This is a genomic window from Methylomonas koyamae, from assembly GCF_019669905.1.
Lineage (GTDB): Bacteria > Pseudomonadota > Gammaproteobacteria > Methylococcales > Methylomonadaceae > Methylomonas > Methylomonas koyamae.
The window spans coordinates 3,958,693-3,975,484 of record NZ_AP019777.1 but is presented as its reverse complement, the minus strand read 5'-3'; the positions used below and the strand labels follow the sequence as shown (position 1 = coordinate 3,975,484).

General features: G+C 53.2%; 21 protein-coding genes. 14 read left to right on the top strand and 7 right to left on the bottom strand.

Annotated features, from left to right (window positions below; genetic code table 11):
* The first annotated feature begins 5 nt into the window (after positions 1 to 5).
* The 6 genes from MKFW12EY_RS17850 (at position 6) to MKFW12EY_RS17825 (ending at position 4,704) form a co-directional block, all read left to right on the top strand.
* A complete protein-coding gene (locus tag MKFW12EY_RS17850; RefSeq protein WP_054762679.1) occupies positions 6 to 1,058 on the top strand; it encodes a nucleotidyltransferase family protein in 1,053 nt (350 codons plus the stop codon).
* A 134-nt stretch (positions 1,059 to 1,192) separates the two neighbouring features.
* Entirely contained in the window at positions 1,193 to 2,044 is an 852-nt protein-coding gene (locus tag MKFW12EY_RS17845; protein ID WP_054762677.1) for a flagellin N-terminal helical domain-containing protein, read from the top strand.
* A gap of 63 nt (positions 2,045 to 2,107) precedes the next feature.
* The gene (locus tag MKFW12EY_RS17840) at positions 2,108 to 2,551 is read left to right on the top strand and encodes a flagellar protein FlaG (RefSeq protein WP_054762674.1); all 444 of its coding nucleotides are present in this window, start codon (positions 2,108 to 2,110) and stop codon (positions 2,549 to 2,551) included.
* A 19-nt stretch (positions 2,552 to 2,570) separates the two neighbouring features.
* Positions 2,571 to 3,974: a flagellar filament capping protein FliD gene (gene fliD / locus MKFW12EY_RS17835; protein WP_064026058.1), complete on the top strand. Its 1,404-nt coding sequence runs from the start codon at positions 2,571 to 2,573 to the stop codon at positions 3,972 to 3,974.
* Between the two features lie 12 nt (positions 3,975 to 3,986).
* The gene (fliS, locus tag MKFW12EY_RS17830) at positions 3,987 to 4,376 is read left to right on the top strand and encodes a flagellar export chaperone FliS (RefSeq protein WP_064026060.1); all 390 of its coding nucleotides are present in this window, start codon (positions 3,987 to 3,989) and stop codon (positions 4,374 to 4,376) included.
* Positions 4,363 to 4,704, top strand: coding sequence for a flagellar protein FliT (locus MKFW12EY_RS17825; RefSeq protein ID WP_054762672.1), 342 nt, complete (start codon positions 4,363 to 4,365; stop codon positions 4,702 to 4,704). Before fliS ends, MKFW12EY_RS17825 begins: the two co-directional genes overlap by 14 nt.
* 303 nt (positions 4,705 to 5,007) lie before the next feature.
* Here the strand turns inward: MKFW12EY_RS17825 and MKFW12EY_RS17820 are convergent, their stop codons facing one another.
* The 5 genes from MKFW12EY_RS17820 to MKFW12EY_RS17800 all read right to left on the bottom strand — a co-directional run bounded on the left by MKFW12EY_RS17820 (position 5,008) and on the right by MKFW12EY_RS17800 (position 8,274).
* Positions 5,008 to 5,391: a ClpXP protease specificity-enhancing factor gene (locus MKFW12EY_RS17820; protein ID WP_064022679.1), complete on the bottom strand. Its 384-nt coding sequence runs from the start codon at positions 5,389 to 5,391 to the stop codon at positions 5,008 to 5,010.
* The gene (locus MKFW12EY_RS17815) at positions 5,388 to 5,996 is read right to left on the bottom strand and encodes a glutathione S-transferase N-terminal domain-containing protein (protein ID WP_221053498.1); all 609 of its coding nucleotides are present in this window, start codon (positions 5,994 to 5,996) and stop codon (positions 5,388 to 5,390) included. Before MKFW12EY_RS17815 ends, MKFW12EY_RS17820 begins: the two co-directional genes overlap by 4 nt.
* A 173-nt stretch (positions 5,997 to 6,169) precedes the next feature.
* On the bottom strand, positions 6,170 to 6,811 hold the full coding sequence (locus tag MKFW12EY_RS17810) for a DUF47 domain-containing protein (RefSeq protein ID WP_054762670.1): 642 nt from the start codon (positions 6,809 to 6,811) through the stop codon (positions 6,170 to 6,172).
* 6 nt (positions 6,812 to 6,817) lie between these two features.
* Positions 6,818 to 7,852 (bottom strand): inorganic phosphate transporter, encoded by a 1,035-nt coding sequence (locus tag MKFW12EY_RS17805; protein WP_157199452.1) that lies wholly within the window; start codon positions 7,850 to 7,852, stop codon positions 6,818 to 6,820.
* A 29-nt stretch (positions 7,853 to 7,881) separates the two neighbouring features.
* Positions 7,882 to 8,274: a glycine zipper family protein gene (locus tag MKFW12EY_RS17800; protein WP_064026065.1), complete on the bottom strand. Its 393-nt coding sequence runs from the start codon at positions 8,272 to 8,274 to the stop codon at positions 7,882 to 7,884.
* A gap of 155 nt (positions 8,275 to 8,429) precedes the next feature.
* Here MKFW12EY_RS17800 and rpmH point away from each other — a divergent pair, with 155 nt between their 5' ends.
* Genes rpmH through mnmE form a run of 5 tightly spaced genes read left to right on the top strand, consistent with a single transcriptional unit; the run spans position 8,430 to position 12,212 of the window.
* Positions 8,430 to 8,564, top strand: coding sequence for a 50S ribosomal protein L34 (rpmH, locus tag MKFW12EY_RS17795; RefSeq protein WP_054763660.1), 135 nt, complete (start codon positions 8,430 to 8,432; stop codon positions 8,562 to 8,564).
* Positions 8,565 to 8,933, top strand: a complete 369-nt coding sequence (gene rnpA, locus MKFW12EY_RS17790; protein WP_054763659.1) for a ribonuclease P protein component — start codon at positions 8,565 to 8,567, stop codon at positions 8,931 to 8,933.
* On the top strand, positions 8,915 to 9,139 hold the full coding sequence (gene yidD / locus MKFW12EY_RS17785; RefSeq protein WP_082410012.1) for a membrane protein insertion efficiency factor YidD: 225 nt from the start codon (positions 8,915 to 8,917) through the stop codon (positions 9,137 to 9,139). Before rnpA ends, yidD begins: the two co-directional genes overlap by 19 nt.
* A 2-nt stretch (positions 9,140 to 9,141) precedes the next feature.
* On the top strand, positions 9,142 to 10,872 hold the full coding sequence (yidC, locus tag MKFW12EY_RS17780) for a membrane protein insertase YidC (RefSeq protein ID WP_054763658.1): 1,731 nt from the start codon (positions 9,142 to 9,144) through the stop codon (positions 10,870 to 10,872).
* Positions 10,872 to 12,212, top strand: a complete 1,341-nt coding sequence (mnmE, locus tag MKFW12EY_RS17775; protein WP_054763657.1) for a tRNA uridine-5-carboxymethylaminomethyl(34) synthesis GTPase MnmE — start codon at positions 10,872 to 10,874, stop codon at positions 12,210 to 12,212. Before yidC ends, mnmE begins: the two co-directional genes overlap by 1 nt.
* Positions 12,213 to 12,621: 409 nt before the next feature.
* Here the strand turns inward: mnmE and MKFW12EY_RS17770 are convergent, their stop codons facing one another.
* Complete coding sequence (locus tag MKFW12EY_RS17770) at positions 12,622 to 13,653, bottom strand: IS5 family transposase (protein ID WP_245006310.1); 1,032 nt, start codon at positions 13,651 to 13,653, stop codon at positions 12,622 to 12,624.
* A 143-nt stretch (positions 13,654 to 13,796) separates the two neighbouring features.
* Here MKFW12EY_RS17770 and MKFW12EY_RS17765 point away from each other — a divergent pair, with 143 nt between their 5' ends.
* Positions 13,797 to 14,477: a hypothetical protein gene (locus MKFW12EY_RS17765; protein ID WP_221053497.1), complete on the top strand. Its 681-nt coding sequence runs from the start codon at positions 13,797 to 13,799 to the stop codon at positions 14,475 to 14,477.
* A 153-nt stretch (positions 14,478 to 14,630) separates the two neighbouring features.
* On the opposite strand, the gene MKFW12EY_RS17760 is transcribed toward MKFW12EY_RS17765, so the two are convergent.
* On the bottom strand, positions 14,631 to 15,728 hold the full coding sequence (locus tag MKFW12EY_RS17760; RefSeq protein WP_221053058.1) for an IS5 family transposase: 1,098 nt from the start codon (positions 15,726 to 15,728) through the stop codon (positions 14,631 to 14,633).
* A gap of 135 nt (positions 15,729 to 15,863) precedes the next feature.
* On the opposite strand from MKFW12EY_RS17760, the gene MKFW12EY_RS17755 reads away from it, so the two are divergent.
* Positions 15,864 to 16,184, top strand: a complete 321-nt coding sequence (locus MKFW12EY_RS17755) for a hypothetical protein (RefSeq protein ID WP_221053496.1) — start codon at positions 15,864 to 15,866, stop codon at positions 16,182 to 16,184.
* A gap of 8 nt (positions 16,185 to 16,192) precedes the next feature.
* Complete coding sequence (locus MKFW12EY_RS17750) at positions 16,193 to 16,726, top strand: hypothetical protein (protein ID WP_054763775.1); 534 nt, start codon at positions 16,193 to 16,195, stop codon at positions 16,724 to 16,726.
* Positions 16,727 to 16,792: the final 66 nt, after the last annotated feature.

Sequence of the window (16,792 nt, the reverse complement as noted above, 5' to 3'; positions counted from 1 at the left end):
AAGAGATGAAACAACATTGGCAACAGGTATTGATCAGGCCGGAAGCGAGCCTGCGGACGACAATAGAAGTGATCGACCGCGGCGCGCTGCAAATTGCGTTGGTGGTGGACGACCAGGAAAAATTGGTCGGTGTCGTCACCGACGGCGATATCCGCCGGGCGCTGATCCGCGGTTTGTCGTTGGAGCATCCAGTGGCCGAAGTCATGAACAAGCGGCCGAAGGTGGCGAGTTTGCTGGATAGCAAAACTCAGTTGATTGCGATGATGGAGGGGCACCACCTCTACCAATTGCCGGTGGTCGACGAACAAGGCCGGGTGGTGCGGCTGGAGTCGCTGCAGGCTTTGTACAAGCAACCGTCGTTTCCGAATCCGGTATTTTTGATGGCGGGCGGTTTCGGCAAGCGTTTGCGGCCTTATACCGACGATTGCCCGAAGCCGTTGCTGGAAATCGGCGGTAAGCCGATTTTGCAGACCATTATCGAGAATTTCGTCAAATCCGGTTTTCGCCAGTTTTTCATTGCGGTCCACTACAAGGCCGACCAAATCAAAAACTATTTCGGCGACGGCGGCCGCTGGGGGATTTCGATCAGTTATATCGACGAGGCCGAGCCGATGGGCACTGCCGGTGCGATCGGCTTGCTGCCGGAGGAGTTGCCGGACGTGCCGTTGATCGTGATGAACGGCGATATTCTGACCCAGATCGATTTTTCCCGGCTGTTGGCTTACCACAACGAACAGCAGGCAATCGCCACGATGTGCGTCAGGCAATACGAGTACCAAATTCCTTACGGCGTGGTCTCGGCAGAGCAGCAACGCATCGTCGGTATCGAGGAAAAGCCGCTGCAGAGCTGTCTGGCTAACGCGGGAATTTATGTGTTAGATCACAGTTTGATCAAGAGTATTGCCGAGCAAAAAAAGCTGGACATGCCGACTCTTTTCAACCAGCAAATCGCTCTAGGCGAGACGGTGTCTATGTTTGCGGTCAACGACTACTGGTTGGACATCGGTCGCGAAGCCGATTTTTTGCGCGCCCAAGGCGAATTTGCCCAATATTTTTGAAACTGCGGGGTTAAAGTTATCCAAAACGACGCCGATACATCCTTCGAGTTCGAAATGAAACATTTTTCTTCAGTCACTTAACCAACATCAGTCGTTTCCGCTTATGCAGCAGGGCGTACTAGGAGGATAACATCATGTCAATGGTCATCAATACCAACGTAGCTTCCTTAACCAGCCAACGGTTATTGAGCAACACAACCAACTCGCTGAAAACCTCGATGGAGAGATTGTCTTCCGGTTTGCGGGTTAACTCTGCCAAAGACGACGCTGCCGGTTTGGCGATCAGCGACGGTATGACCTCGCAAATCAGAGGTATGACGGTTGCGATCCGCAATGCCAACGACGGCATTTCAATGGCGCAAACCGCGGAAAGCGCGATGGGTTCCATCACCGAAACCATGCAACGGATGCGGGACTTGGCGGTCCAGGCTTCCAACTTCGGTGCGGTAAGCTCCAGCGACCGGGAAAAACTGCAAACCGAATTTAAACAATTAGGCGACGAGATCGGCCGTATCATTAAAAATACCGAGTTCAACGGTAAAAAAGTGTTGAACGGATCGCTGCAAAACGTTAACTTCCAAGTCGGGGCCGGTACTTCGGCTAATAACCAGATTTCGATTAACGTCAGTGATTTGGCGACCGCTTCCGGTATACAATCGCTGTTCAGTACCAATGCCGTCTCGATCGGTTCCGGCGCGGCTTCTGCCGATACCCGAAATGCAATAGACGCCATTGATAACGCGATCAAGAAGATCGATAATTTCCGCTCGACTCTGGGTGCGATCCAAAACCGCTTCACCACGACCATCGGTAATTTGCAGTCTTCTATCGAAAACCAAAGTGCAGCCCGGTCCAGAATCATGGATGCCGATTTCGCATCCGAAACGTCTAACCTGAGCCGTACCCAAATTCTGCAACAAGCCGGTACCGCGATGCTGGCGCAAGCTAACCAATCATCGCAAACAGTGCTCAGCTTGCTTAGATAAGGTTGAGAGGAAGGCTGCTTGATGCGGCCTTCCGTCATGTTTAATTAAACAAGGGTTAATGTCATGAACAGTGAAATTACAAATGTGTTGAAGCTGGTTCCTGTGACTACCGTAAAAACCGATAAGCAAGAGACTGGTAAAGTACCGCCTCAAAACGCGAAGGCAGCAACCGATCGGGGCGACAACAATGTCGCCGCTTTATCTCAAGACAAGCAAAGCGCCACCAATGCTTTGTCCGGTAACGAGAAAAAAGACAAAGCCGATCAGAAGCCGCCTTTGGAGGTGGTCCGGCAAGCCGCAAAAGAGGGAAACTCCATACTGCAAGCGACTCAACGTAACTTGCAGTTCAAAGTCGACGACGACACCAAGGAAGTTGTAGTCAAAATCGTCGATAGCGAGAGTGGGGAACTGGTGCGGCAAATTCCATCCGAAGAAATGTTGGCTTTTATTAGACGGATGCAGGAACTGCAAGGCGACCAGGGTTCGGTGATTCAGGATCGAGCCTAGTCAAGCTTGGGAGAGTGTCATGAGCATAGTGTCTTCGACTGGCCTTGGTAGCGGTATCGACATTCAGTCGCTGGTAACGCAACTCGCAACGGCCGAAACCCAGCCGCAATTGAATGCGATACAGCGGCATCGGGATACGGCCAGTGCCCGGCTGAGTGGATTGGGGACATTAAAGAGCGCACTATCGGACTTTCAAACGGCAATCAATGCGTTGAAAGACGGTAGTGCCTTTCGCGCGCATACCAGCTCGTCTTCGGATGAGTCCAAGCTCAAAATTACGGCGGACGCGTATGCGGCTACCGGAACGTATTCGTTGGAAATCACGCAGTTGGCCAAAGCGAAAAAAGCGGTTGCCAATGTCGAGTTTACCGGCGGCGTGACGAGTGCTTTGAACTCGGGCACGCTATCGTTTTCTGCGGCCTCGGGCGATAGCTTCGATATTACGGTCGACAGTAGTAACAATACCTTGGAAAAACTGCGCGATGCGATCAACAAAGCCGACGGCAATACCTTTGTCTCGGCCAGTATCGTCAACGTGGATAATGCGACGCATACCGGAACGGTTTCGAAACTGGTGTTGACCGCAAAAAATACCGGTACCGCAAGCGGCTTTACCGTAAGCGGCACCGATGACGGTACTATCGGCGGCAACGTCAGCTTGTCCCAACTTTCCGACGCTAACCTGGATATCAAAACCCCGGCGCAGGACGCGGTGATCTCCATCGACGGCCAAGTTGCTACCAGAAGCAGCAATAGCATTACCGATGTATTGCCCGGCGTCACTTTAAATTTGGCGGCGCAAACCGAGGTCAATACGCCGGTGACTATCAATGTCGGAATCGATAACGATGCGATAGCAAATAGCATCAATGCCTTCGTCACCGCTTATAACAAATTGAATTCCACGGTGAAAAACCTTGGTAAATACGGTGGTAGCACCGATGGCAGCGGTAGCGGCAATGGCGCCTTGATCGGCGATTCTACTTTGCGTTACGTAGCGACTCAAATCCGGCAGAATACGACCGGAACGGTTTCTTCCGCCAGCGGCAATTTCAACTCGTTGGCGATGATCGGGGTTTCCATCGATAAAGCCGGCGTGATGTCGTTGGACAGTGCCAAATTGAAAACCGCCTTGGCTGCGAATTTTCAATCGGTCAGCGATGTATTTTCGTCTACCGATGGCGTCGCAACCCGCTTGGCTGGCAAGCTGTCGGGGCTGTTGCAATCCGGCGGCTCGATAGACAGCCAGCAAACCTCGTTGAACAAAACCATTTCCAAGCTGGATGACCAAAAAGACGACGTCAATGTCAGGTTCCAGCGGGTGCAGGCGGCTTTACAGAAACAATTTATCGCAATGGACAGTGCGGTCGGGCAATTTAAGAGCACGGGTTCTTTTCTGACGAATTGGATTAACTCGTTGTAATAGGGGAATAACATGTACGCAATGGCGAAAACTCGAAACGGTGCAAGGCAATACGCGGATGTGCATACCTCTAGCGGTTTGGGAGAGGAGTCTCCGCACCGGTTGATACAAATGCTGATGGAAGGCTTTCTGGCTCGAATCAATTCCGCGAAAGGCGCGATTGCCCACGGCGATCTGGAAGCCAAGAGCGTCTACATCTCCAAAGCCATGGGCATCATCGGCGGCTTGAACGAGGCGGTCGACATCGAACAGGGCGGCGATATCGCTGCCAACCTGAATCAGTTGTATAACTATATCAACCTGCGTTTATTGCAAGCCAGCGGCGAGAATAGTGAGCAGATCTTGGACGAAGTCGCGTCATTGATGAAAGATATCAAAGAGGCGTGGGATGCCATCGGCTGAAGCGGCAGGCGACGAACCCGACCGCAGCATCGACAATTACGCGGCGGTGCTGCTGGATTTCAAAAGCCGGATCCAACAATGCCTGGCAAACGCCGAATGGGACGAGCTTCCAGGCATTTTGGCTTCCAGGCAGGCTTATCTGGAACACATCGCCAGCCAACCGATACCCGACGAGCGCCGGGAATGGGTCAAGCAAATTGCCTTGTCCACATTAGCCGACGATGCTGAATTCTTGAGCAAGGTCGAAGCCGACAAATCGGCGATGGCAAAACAACAGCAATCGCTGGAACGCGGAATCCGCGCCACCCAAGCTTACAAAAGCACCTGACATACCCGTTGAATCGCCTCTGATTTCTCCCAGGCTCGGACCTTTGAGAGAGTGGAGCGACTAAAGAGTCCCGCCCCAAATAATAATATTCCCCGGAAATCCGGGCGCCTGCCGTCCGCATCTAGCGGCAACATCCAAGCGAATACCGGTAAGGGTTGGGCTGCGATTCAATCGATTTCGGCTAAGTTTTGCTGCGCGGCGAAAACTTGTGTAGTCGGATTGGCCGTTCGGAAACCGGCTACGGCACAACCAAAGCCCTAGCGGATGCCGAATCCAAGCTTTATTGCCTGAACCAGTATCGTTTTATTTCACAACGCGCAGTTGCGGTTTTTGCGGCGGTTTGGGTTCGGTGGGGGCCGGCGGGGTTTCGTCGTCGGTATCGTCCGGATCGAAGATCATGCCTTTGCCGTTTTCTTTGGCGTAAATCGCCAGTACGGCTTTGCAGGGGGCGACGATACGCATGGCTTTGCCGGCAAAGCGGGCGTTGAATTGTATTTCGTCGTTACCCAAATTTAGCCCTTGAATGGCTTCCGGCCGGATGTTCAGCACGATGCGGCCGTCCTCGACGAAATCGGTCGGTAGCACGACGCCGGGATATTCGGCATTAACTAATAAATGCGGAGTCAGGCTGTTGTCGACGATCCATTCGTAAATGGAGCGGATCAGATAAGGTTTTAATGGGGTCATTTGCTTGCAAGTTGCATCATGTCTTTTTCTTCGCGGCTCAAGCTTTCCTGGAAGGCTTTGCGGCCGAATAAGCGGTTGGCATAGGCCGTGATGCCTTTGCCGAGTCCGGCGATGTCGATACCGATGCTCGGCAGGCGCCACAAAAACGGCGCCATAGCGCAATCGATCAGGGAATATTCTTCGCTCATGAAATAGGGGGTGGCTTCGAATACCGGCGCCGCCGCGATCAAGCTTTCCCGCAACAGTTTCTTGGCTTTTGCCGCTTTCTTATCGCCGTGAATCTGGACTTCCTCCAGTAACGGGTACCATTCCTGGTCGATGCGTTTGATCAACATCCTGGCGTTGGCGCGGGATACGGGGTCCATCTGGTGTAGGGCGGGGTGGGGGAAGCGTTCGTCGAGGTATTCCATGATGATGCGGGCGTCGTACAGAACCAGATCACGTTCGACGAAGGTGGGCGCGTTGCCGTTCGGGTTCAATTCCAGCAAGTCTTCCGGCGGATCGTTCGGGTCGAAAAATTCGATGTCGGCCGGTACGCCTTTCTCATGCACCACCAGCCTGGCGCAGTGGCTCATTATGCAATTGGCCGAGCTGAAAAGAGTCATTGCGGATTTTCGGCTGGAGATGTTTGCCACGAATTGAACCTCTTTGAGAAACGGTATGTGAATCGCGGCTGATTGTAGCATGGATGATCGGGCTTTTGGGTTGGGCGGCAAGGCCCGGAAGCGCCGTATTTCGCCGGTTTCAGCTTTGCCAGCCGTCCCAAGCCGTGCCAAACTCAACCGAGTTTGACGATGATGTCTTCCAGCACGTTGGCGGTGGCGTGGACCTTGTCAGCGGCATTGGAAAGATGGCGGTAAAGCTCGCGTTGTTTGAACATATTCAAATAATCGTCGCCCTGGAATAAGTCGGCGATGGCCTTGCGGTACATTTTTTCGATGCGCCGCTCCGAATGGCGGGCGGCAAAGGCATGCGGTTCGGCGCCGCGCGGCTGTTTTCCCAGCACTGCAAAGCCTTTTTCCAAGGCGTTGATGCCGACTTGCAACTCTTGCACCATGGCCAGCGAATGTCGGTCCGGCGCCAGTTGCAGCGCTTGCATTTCGTTGTAAGTGCTTTTGCAATAGGTGACGATGCTGTCCAGCGCCGCTATCGCCCGGTAGATGTCTTCGCGGTCCATCGGCGTCGCGAACGAGCTGTTAAGCGCGTGCAGATTGCGCATCCGCAGACGGTCGGCTTCGTGTTCGTCTTCCTTCAACATCTCGCCGGCGGCTATGCATTCGTTGGCCATGAACCGGGCTAGGTTATCGACCGTGACGCATACCTGGCGGCATTGCTCGTGCAATAGCAGGTAAAAATCGGCGGTTTTCGGGAAAATCCGTTGCAGGATGCGTGAAATGGCAGACGTGTTTTGGCTTGGCATGGCGGTTCAAGGTCCCAATGCGGGCAAATGGCTGATCAACGTGTAACTCAAGCCGGCGATCAGTGCCGAACCGGGAATGGTGATCAGCCAGGTTTCCAATATTTCCCAGGCTTTGCCCCAATGCACGGTGCGCGGCCGCTCCGAGGCGCCGATGCCCATGATCGACGCCGCCACGACATGGGTGGTGGACACCGGCGCACCGCACAACGAACCGACGAATATGGCGCCGCAGGCGCTCAATTGCGAATTCAAGGCGTGAAGCGGCCGGATTTTGTAGATCGAGAAACCCAGCGTGCGGACGATGCGCCAACCGCCGGTCAGCGTGCCGGCTGTCATTGCGCCGGCGCAGAGCAAGACCACCCACCCGGGTACCCGAAAACTATCGATGGCGCCGCCGAGCAACAGCACCAACGTCAAAATACCCATGCTTTTTTGGGCGTCGTTGCTGCCGTGAGCGAAGGCCAACGCCGCAGCGGTCAACCATTGGCTTTGTTGCAAATATTTGTTGATGCGCGGATGGGCGGCGCGCAGTAAAAACATGGTCAGCCGCTGCAGCACGAAGCCGGCGAAAAAGCCCAAAAGCGGCGATAGGCACAAGGTCAGCAAAACTTTACTGAAGCCGTCGAATTCTCCGCGGCGCAGCTCTGCGAATCCCCAATAAACCGGTTCGGCTCCGGCCGAAACCAGTACCGCGCCTATCAATCCGCCCACCAGTGCGTGCGATGAGGACGAAGGCAAGCCCCGCCACCAGGTGAACAGGTTCCAGGCGACGGCGGCGAACAAGCCGGAGATAACGATGGGCAAGGCTTGGCCTTTGGGGAGGTGCGATAGATCGATCAGGTTGCCCAGCGTGTTGGCAACGGCCGAGCCGCCTAGCACCGGCCCGAGAAACTCGCCGCAAGCCACGACCAGGACGGCTTGGAGCGGAGTCATCGCCCTGGAGGCGACGACTCCGGCAACGATATTGGAGGCGTCGTGAAAGCCGTTGGTATAGTCGAATACCAGCACGATCGCGGCGGCGAGCACAATGAGCGGTAGCAAGCCCTCCAATGCCGGTTGCTGCCTTACCTTTAGTTGATGACGTTGTGGCCGCGTTGCCGCAAGCAGTTACGGTAAGCGTTCTTGTAGCTGTCGTTGGAATGGATGCCTTGCTGTGCCGCGCCGCCGACGCCGCCCGCGGCCGCACCTATGGCGGCGCCTTTGCCGGCGTTACCGGTTGCCGCACCGATTGCCGCGCCGCCGGCCGCACCGATCAGGCCGCCGACGCCGGCGCCGATTGCGGTATCCTTGTAGGTACTTGCGGATTGCGATGCCAACTGTTGGCATTCCTGCATGTCCTGGTTCAACCGGTAAGCGTTACGGTCGTTGTAGGTGTCCACGGTCGGCGTCCAGCCGGTGGTGGTCGCGCAGCCGGAAACCAGTAAGCCGGTTGCCAGCACCGATTTAAGCGATAATTTTTGCATGTCATTTCTCCCGATGGTGTCCGCCTTGGCGGAAGTGGGCCAGAGATTAGCCGATTTCGCACCAATTTGGAATCGGCAAGTTGAATTGACAGTGGCGCGCCGCTTCACGTATGATTCGCAGCCTTTTTATCCGTTATCAATCAGGGCAGTACCTCATGAAAAGAACATACCAACCCAGCAAAATCAAACGCGTCAGAACTCACGGTTTTCGCGCCCGGATGGCTACCGTCGGCGGCCGCAAAGTAATTAACGCGCGCAGAGCCAAAGGCCGCGCTTCGTTGACGGTTTAATTGTCGGCGGAAGGTTTTGGCTTTCCCGATCAGTATCGGCTAGGGACGCCCGCTGAGTATAAAAAAGTATTCGCCAACCCGGTAAAATCGACCGACAGGTATTTTACGGTATTGGCGGTAAGCAATTGCCTGGCCCATTCGCGTTTGGGCCTGGCCATCGCCAAAAAAACGATAAAAAAAGCAGTCGCACGGAACCGCATTAAAAGGGCTGCCAGGGAAAGTTTCAGATTGCAGCGTCAACACATCGTCGGCATTGATATTGTCGTTTTGGCGCGGGGCGACGCGGCTAGCGCAGCCTCGCCGATATTGAGGAAGTCATTGGAAAGGCATTGGCTGAAACTGGTAGAGCGATGCGATTCCTGCTCATAACCCTGATCAAGGTTTACAAATACTTCATAAGTCCTTTGCTGGGGCCGAGATGTCGTTTTTATCCCAGCTGTTCAAGTTATGGCTTAGAGGCAATCCAGCTTCATGGTGCTTTCAAAGGCTCTTACCTCACGCTTCGCCGATTATTGAAATGCCACCCTTTTCACGAGGGCGGCATTGATCCTGTTCCGGAAAAATTGAGTAAATAACAATGGATAACATAAGATTTGTCTTGGTCATGGCGATGTTGATGATCTCCTACATGTTGTGGGAGTCTTGGCAGATCGATTATGGACCGAAGCCGCAAGCGATCATTTCCGACAAGCCCGTGATCGCGGGAGACGCGACGCCAGCTACAGCCGGACAGGCCGCCGAAGCCGGGCAAAACGCCGCAAATCCAGCCGTTGTTCAAGCTCCTGCCGATAAAGTCATCAAAGTCAAAACCGACGTTTTCGCATTGGAAATCGATATCCAAGGCGGCACGTTGCGCAATCTCGATTTACTGAAATATCCCCACGAAAAAGTCAACACCGTTGTCGACAAGGCCTATGCTCTGATCGGCATGACGCCGCCGGAAAAAAATCTTAACCCGATCCGCCTGTTCGACAGCAATCCGGAAAGCCTCTACCTGGCGCAAAGCGGTTTGATCGCCAACGCCAACTCGGCGCCGGCTCCCGACCACAGAAGCGTGTTCAGCGCCGAAAAGCACGAATACCAATTGGCTGAAGGCCAGGACGAATTGCGGATTCCGTTGACCTGGACCAACGACCAGGGTCTGACCGTCACCAAAACCTATACCTTCAAACGCGGTAACTATGCCATCGGTTTGGAGCAAAAGGTCAGCAACCGCACCGCCCAGGATTGGTCCGGCAAGCAATACAACCAGTTGCTGAGAACGCTGTACAGCGATAAAAGCAACAACAGCTTCATCAGAACCTTTTCCGGCGGCGTGGTTTACACCGAAAAGGACAAGTTCCAAAAAATCAAATTCGAGGACATGGCCGACGACAAATACGACGTCAAAGCCAAAGACAACGTCCATAGTAAAGGCGGTTGGAGCGGCATCATCCAACACTATTTCGCTGCGGCCTGGATTCCGCCGGCCGATCAGGACGCCCAGTTCTACACCAACGATTTGAAGGATACCCGCTACCAAGTCGGCTCGCTGTCGCCGGATTTGATCGTGCCAGCCAACGGAGAAGCCTCGTTCAGCAGCCAATTGTTCGCCGGCCCCAAAATTCAGCCGATCATGGAAGCTTTGGCGCCTGGCTTGGAACTGACTGTCGATTACAGTTGGCTGACGCCGATCGCCAAAGGCATTTACTGGCTGCTTAACCAAATCTACGGTTTCGTCGGCAACTGGGGCGTGGCGATTTTGGGCGTGACCTTCGTCATCAAAGCCTTGTTCTTCAAATTATCCAAAGCCAGCTTCCAGTCGATGGCGAAAATGCGCAAGATTCAGCCGCGCCTGAAAGACTTGCAGGAGCGTTACGCCGACGACCGCCAGAAGTTCAACACCGAAATGATGGCCATGTACAAAAAGGAGAAGGTCAACCCGCTCGGCGGCTGTTTGCCGATCCTGGTGCAGATTCCGGTGTTCATTTCGCTGTATTGGGTATTGATCGAAACGGTCGAAGTGCGCCAAGCCGACTTTGCCTTGTGGATTCAGGACTTGTCGGCGCAAGACCCGTTCTACCTGTTGCCGATCCTGTACGGCATCACGATGAAGATTCAGCAAAGCCTGAACCCGGCGCCGATCGATCCGCTGCAAGCGCAGGTCATGAAAATGTTCCCTATCGTGTTCACCGTGTTCTTCCTGTTCTTCCCGTCCGGTTTGGTACTGTACTGGATTTGCAACAACAGCCTGTCGATCATTCAACAGTGGTACATCACCAAACACGTGCTGGAAGAGGATGCGCACAAGCATAGCGTAGTACCTTAATGCTGGACGGCGACACCATAGCCGCCATCGCCACGCCGCCGGGTAACGGCGGCGTCGGCGTGATCCGCATCTCCGGGCCTGCCGCGCCCGGCATCGCCGGCCAACTGACCGGCAAACCGCTCCCCCAACCCCGCTACGCCCAATTCGTATCCTTCCTGGAAGCCGACGGCCGCGCCATCGACAGCGGCCTGCTGCTGTATTTTTGCGGCCCGGCCTCGTTTACCGGCGAACACGTCGTCGAACTGCACGGCCACGGCGGCAGCGTCGTGTTGGATATGCTGCTGCGGCGGGTACTGGCACTGGGCGCCAGGCTGGCCGAACCGGGCGAATTCAGCCGCCGCGCCTTTCTGAACGACAAAATCGATCTGGCCCAGGCCGAAGCGATTGCCGATTTGATTACCAGCAGCACCGAACAAGCCGTGCGCTCGGCGCAGCAGTCGCTGCAAGGTGTGTTTTCCGAGAAAATCGCCGAACTGATCGACGAATTGATCGAGCTGCGGGTATTTATCGAAGCCGCCATCGATTTCGTCGACGAAGAAATCGACTTTCTCGGCGACGGCGTCGTTGCCGGTCGGATCGCACGTTTACAAAGCCAGATCGGCGAAATCCGCCGCAGCGCCGAACAAGGCCGGCTGTTGCACGACGGTATGACTGTGGTGTTGGCCGGCAAACCCAACGCCGGCAAGTCCAGCTTGTTGAATGCGTTGGCCGGCCACGATGCGGCCATCGTCACCGACATCGCCGGCACCACCCGCGACGTGCTGCGCGAGCGGATTCAACTGGACGGCATGCCGCTGCACGTGATCGATACCGCCGGCCTGCACGACAGCGACAATCCGGTCGAACAGGAGGGCATCCGCCGCGCCCGCCAGGAAATCGCCAAGGCGGACCGGGTGTTGCTGTTGATCGACAGCAACGACGCCGCCGGTGCTAACTTGGATGGCGAGTTGCCGGCCGGTATCGCCGTGACCAAAGTGTTCAACAAAATCGACTTAGTCGGCGGCCAGCCTCGAATCGAAGACGGCCCGCAAGGCACCGAGATCCATTTGTCGGTCAAACAGGGCCTGGGCTTGGAATTGTTGAGGCAACACCTGAAGCTCAGTATGGGCTTCAGCGAGGGCGCCGATAACGTTTACGTCGCCAGAGCCCGCCATATTCAAGCCCTACAACAGGCCGCTCAGGCCGTGCAAAACGCCGCCGAACAATTGCAGCACCTGGCCCACGAACTGGTCGCCGAAGAACTGCGCCAAGCTCAAACCAGCCTGTCGGCAATCACCGGAGAATTCAGCTCCGACGACCTATTGGGCGAGATTTTTTCCAGTTTTTGTATAGGAAAATAATTGCTTTGCTTTCCGGTCCTTGCCACCGACTACAACAAATCTGATTGACGAGTTTTAATGCCAAGTTGGTATTTCGAATTGGACTCTAACTTCAGAGAGCCTTACCGACCCCAAGCTGACTATCGGTGAATTTTCCGAACGACAGCACGTTTATGACGAGCAGACATTAAGAGATCTGAAACGTTTTTCTCTAGTTACTCGCTGGTTGTGGCTATCTAGACCTAGGCATCATGCCAAAAATGCGTGTTATCCCGTTCGGAGCTCCAAAGCGTTTCAGGCGGAGATTGACTTAAGGGAGCCTCTAAAAATCCACGATTAATCAGATTCGGGGCGTAAAACGCGCTCGAAAGCGGACATTTCCAAGCGGACTACCTTCAACTCGAAACCTTTTCAGCTCCGATGGGCGGCATCAAGACGCAGCTACCCTGCGAATGGCGCAAAAACGTCGCATGTTGTACACCAGATTCATGAAGCCGATACGCACTTCGGCGCGGGCTAGGCCAATGCAACGGATCGTCTTACCGCCCCATTGCGCCATCCAGGCAAACACGTGCTCGACCCGGCAACGGGTTTTGGAGCGGGTACTGTTACCTTGTTTTTCCCGGTCAGTCAGCGGTTTGCCGCGCACCCCTTTGCGGTGAATCCGGCTGCGGTAGCCTTGTGCTTTAAGGCAGGCTTCCGTGGCTTCGGATCGGTACGCACTGTCGGCCCACACATCCCGGCTGGTATTGCCGCTATCGAGCAAGCCGTTCAGGGCTTGGGAGTCGTGGATGCTGGCATCGGTGACCGTGTATTTGCGCACCAACTTGTGGGCATTATCAACGTTGACGTGATTCTTGTACCCGTAATAACTCTTGTCACCTTTCTTGGTCCAGCGCGCATCGGTATCCTTCTGACGGCGTTTGGAGGCTGACCAGTCCTCGACGGTTTCGTCAGCTTTAATCCGGGCGTTCTCGTCCGGCGTATTACGCTGCACCGGCGCCTTGACGAAGCTGGCGTCAATCAGTTGACCCTTGCGGGCAATCAGGCCGGCGCGATCCAATTGCCGGTTGAATTCGTTGAACAAGGTTTCGGTCAATTTCAACGCCTTGAGCGACTCGCGAAATAGCCAGAAACTGTTGCGGTCCGGCGCGTGCTTGGCATCCGACAAACCGATAAAACGCTGAAAACTGCGCCGGTCTTCGATTTGAAACTCCAGTTGCTCGTCGCTCAGATTGTAGAGACTGGCGATGACCAACGCTTTGAACATCAACACCCCATCCCAAGGCTTACGCCCGGCAGACGATTTGCGGACTTTGTGATGGACTCGATCCAGCAGCGGCCGGAACGCGTCCCAATCCACTTGCGCGTCCAATTCCAACAACGGATTACCCAAACGATCGATTCGACGATCTCGATGTTCAAACAGGGAACCGAAAAGGTCGTCTTGTGCCACCGTCATCTCTGCTCTCCAAAGGTCTTTAGCTCCGACTCATTTTACTCGCCGGGCGCAATTTTTAGAGGTTCCCTTAAGCAATAAGTCTAGTGTACAAGATATGTAGACCTGGGTAATAACTTGTTAGAGTATAAAAAAAGGGATATGGAATGATCGAGAAAGTAAAAATCCAATTTTATAAAATTGCAAAATGTGGATATTACAAGTACGGGGAATCGAGTCCTGAATTCGGGAATATTGCGGACATATTGAATCAACTTTATGAATGGGTTTCCGGTAATGATAAATCTTTAAATGAAACATGCACCTATGAGCTTGAAGACGGTGAAGACATATACCGAACGTTCTGTTTTGATATAAAGCGTAATCAACAAACAGGTGACTTCGTCTTAGTTACTTGGAACGAGACACCTACTAACGAAGGCCGGGTTGTAACCGTAAATGGTCTACAACCTGTTGGTAACGCAGAAGTTAATTTTACTGATCTACCTGAAGGTTCTATTCCTGGATATGCAACGTATTTTTGGTTTGTACCAAATAGCAACGTGTTCGCTGCGATCAGATTCTATCACACACTACTTATTGGAAAGTCGAACCTTGAAAAATACTTGCGTGAGTATTGTGCAAAATTTACATCTTATGTGGTTGTTGAAGAAAATCATGATGGAGCTGAAGTATTCGGATACTCCTTCGACGGCAGTGACTCGAAACACTTAAAAGCAGATTTCAAATCATTTCTTTATAAGAAGCCTGGACAAATCGAAGCTCTACGAAGCTCGTGCGACACGATAACAAAAGTAATTAGAAAAAATCGATTAACAGGCTGGTGAAAAACCCACTGATATTTCCCCTTACCCACGGTTTCCGTGATTTTTTCGTGTTGAAATCGGTCATGACATCGAGTTTCAACCGTTTTGCCCCTGTTTCAAGGGCTTTTTATTCGCCTGAAGCCGTCTGTGGACGGTTTTCAGGCGCACTTCGCCCTAGGTGGGCGCACTCCACGCCGGTTTCGGCGTGAACACCAATAGGTTGAGCAAGCGCGTCAGGTTGTAGGCGGCAAAGCAAAACAAGGCCTGACCTGCGACTTTGGCTAAGCCGATGTGGCGGGTTTTACGCAGGCCCCCGACGGTCTTGATCCAGCCGAAGGCTTCTTCGACGATTTTGCGGCGCTTGAGGCTTTGAGCGTACGCTTTGCCGCGCGCGGTGCGGCCATCGACGGCACTGCCGGTCTTTTTGCGAGCAACATGGGCTTTGATGTCTTGCGTCTTGAGTTTGTTGACGAACGCCGGTTGGTCATAGCCTTTGTCGGCACCGACGCTGCCGCCTTTGGGAACACGGCGTTTGATCATTGTTTGCGCGGCTTCGATTTCAGCGGTGCCGGTGGCTTGGGTGGTTTCGACATCGACAATCAGGCCGTTACGATTCTCGGATAGGGCATGGGTGATGTAACGCAGTTTGGCCTCGGTGTATTCGCCTTTCTTGTAAAGCCGCGCTTCGGGGTCTGTCGTGCTCTGATGCGTGGCATTGCTGCGCTTTTCGCCGCTGAAGTCGACCTCGGGATTGCGGCCGGCGGGTTTATCAGGACCGCTGCCGTCTTTCTTCACGAAGCTTTTGTGCGAGGCCCAGGCTTCGATCAGGCTGCCGTCGACACTGAAGTGTTCGTCGGACACCAGGTTTTGCCATTCGGCAATGGCCAAGACCCGCTCAAAAAACTCGCGACTCAGTGCTTCGGACAGCAGGCGCTCGCGGTTGGCGCTGAACACGCTGCGTTCCCAGACAGCATCGTCGATACCCAAACCGACAAACCAGCGAAACAGCAGGTTGTAGTCCAGCTGTTCCATCAACTGGCGTTCGCTACGAACGGTGTACAGCACTTGCAATAGCAAGGCGCGCAGCAGTTTTTCGGGCGCAATCGACGGGCGGCCAGTATGGGAGTAGCATTCGGCAAAGACCGCATCCATAGAGGCCAATACGCCATCGACGAGTAGCCGTAAACGACGCAACGGATGCTGTTTGGGAATACGGTCTTCCAGGCTAACGTAGCTGAACCAGCTATTTTGAATGGCATCGTGTCCGCGCATGGGGGGCTTCTCCAATTTAGATGCGCTATTTTACTTGTTTGCTGAGGCTATGCGCCTTGATGACTGCAGCTTTGGGAGTTTTTCACCAGCCTGTTAAGCCCCCAAGTGGAATTGCACAGAACTGTTTGGCAGAAAATGCTTGAAGGTCTGCGGGTGAGTCAGGAAGAGCGGATTCTAACTGCAGACGTGAAAATCAAGTACGAGATCCCTTTTAATCCGACCGTTGAGCAGTTTGATGGGATGGTAGAAGAGTGGGAGGAGAACCATGAATCAAAGTGGGACGACATTGGATTTAAGTTATCTGGTGTTACAGAAATACGATGGTTGTCTCACTCGATTGCTAAAACGGAATATGACTTAGACGTCGAAAGGAATAATGACGAAATCGTTAATGCCCAATCACTTCTCGACTCTCTAACTCAAAACAGGAACGTTATTTTGGGTCTTGTCGGATAACGCAAATAATGAGGCTCAAAATTCTCAAATATTTGCTCGTGGCTTGCGTTGCTCTGTTAGCATTTGTTCACGGTCAATTGATTGAAATGTCAAGGCAAACGCCTTTATTTGAAGGTCTAAGAAATACATCATCGATAATATTTGGCGTCATGGGCGCGTGGCTTGCAATACTGCATCCAGATAGTTTAAAGAAAGTGTTTGGAAATGATGGCGTAAAAATTCCTGAAAAAGAAAAAGGCACAATAATGTTGCTCTTGTCACCAATCATTATTTCTACTTCAATCATTGCTGTTGTATTAGTGCTTTTCCCGTTAATCGAGTTAGCAAAGACAATCGATGCTTTCCATCAATATAAAGAAATTCTTAGAGGTGGCTCCTTCTCACTGCTATCAGTTCTTACTTTTTTTCAATTATGGGCTCTTATATTGACACTGGTTCCAGGTGATATTGTGAAAAAACACATAGATAAAGAAAATGGAAGACATGCCGTGGTTAAACGAATGTTCTCCGGCACAACAAAACGTAAAAACTCTAACGATTAGCAGGTTGGTGAAAAACCATATCTCGGCCTCTAATTTAACAGGAAAATAGCTCTATTTAGTATTGGT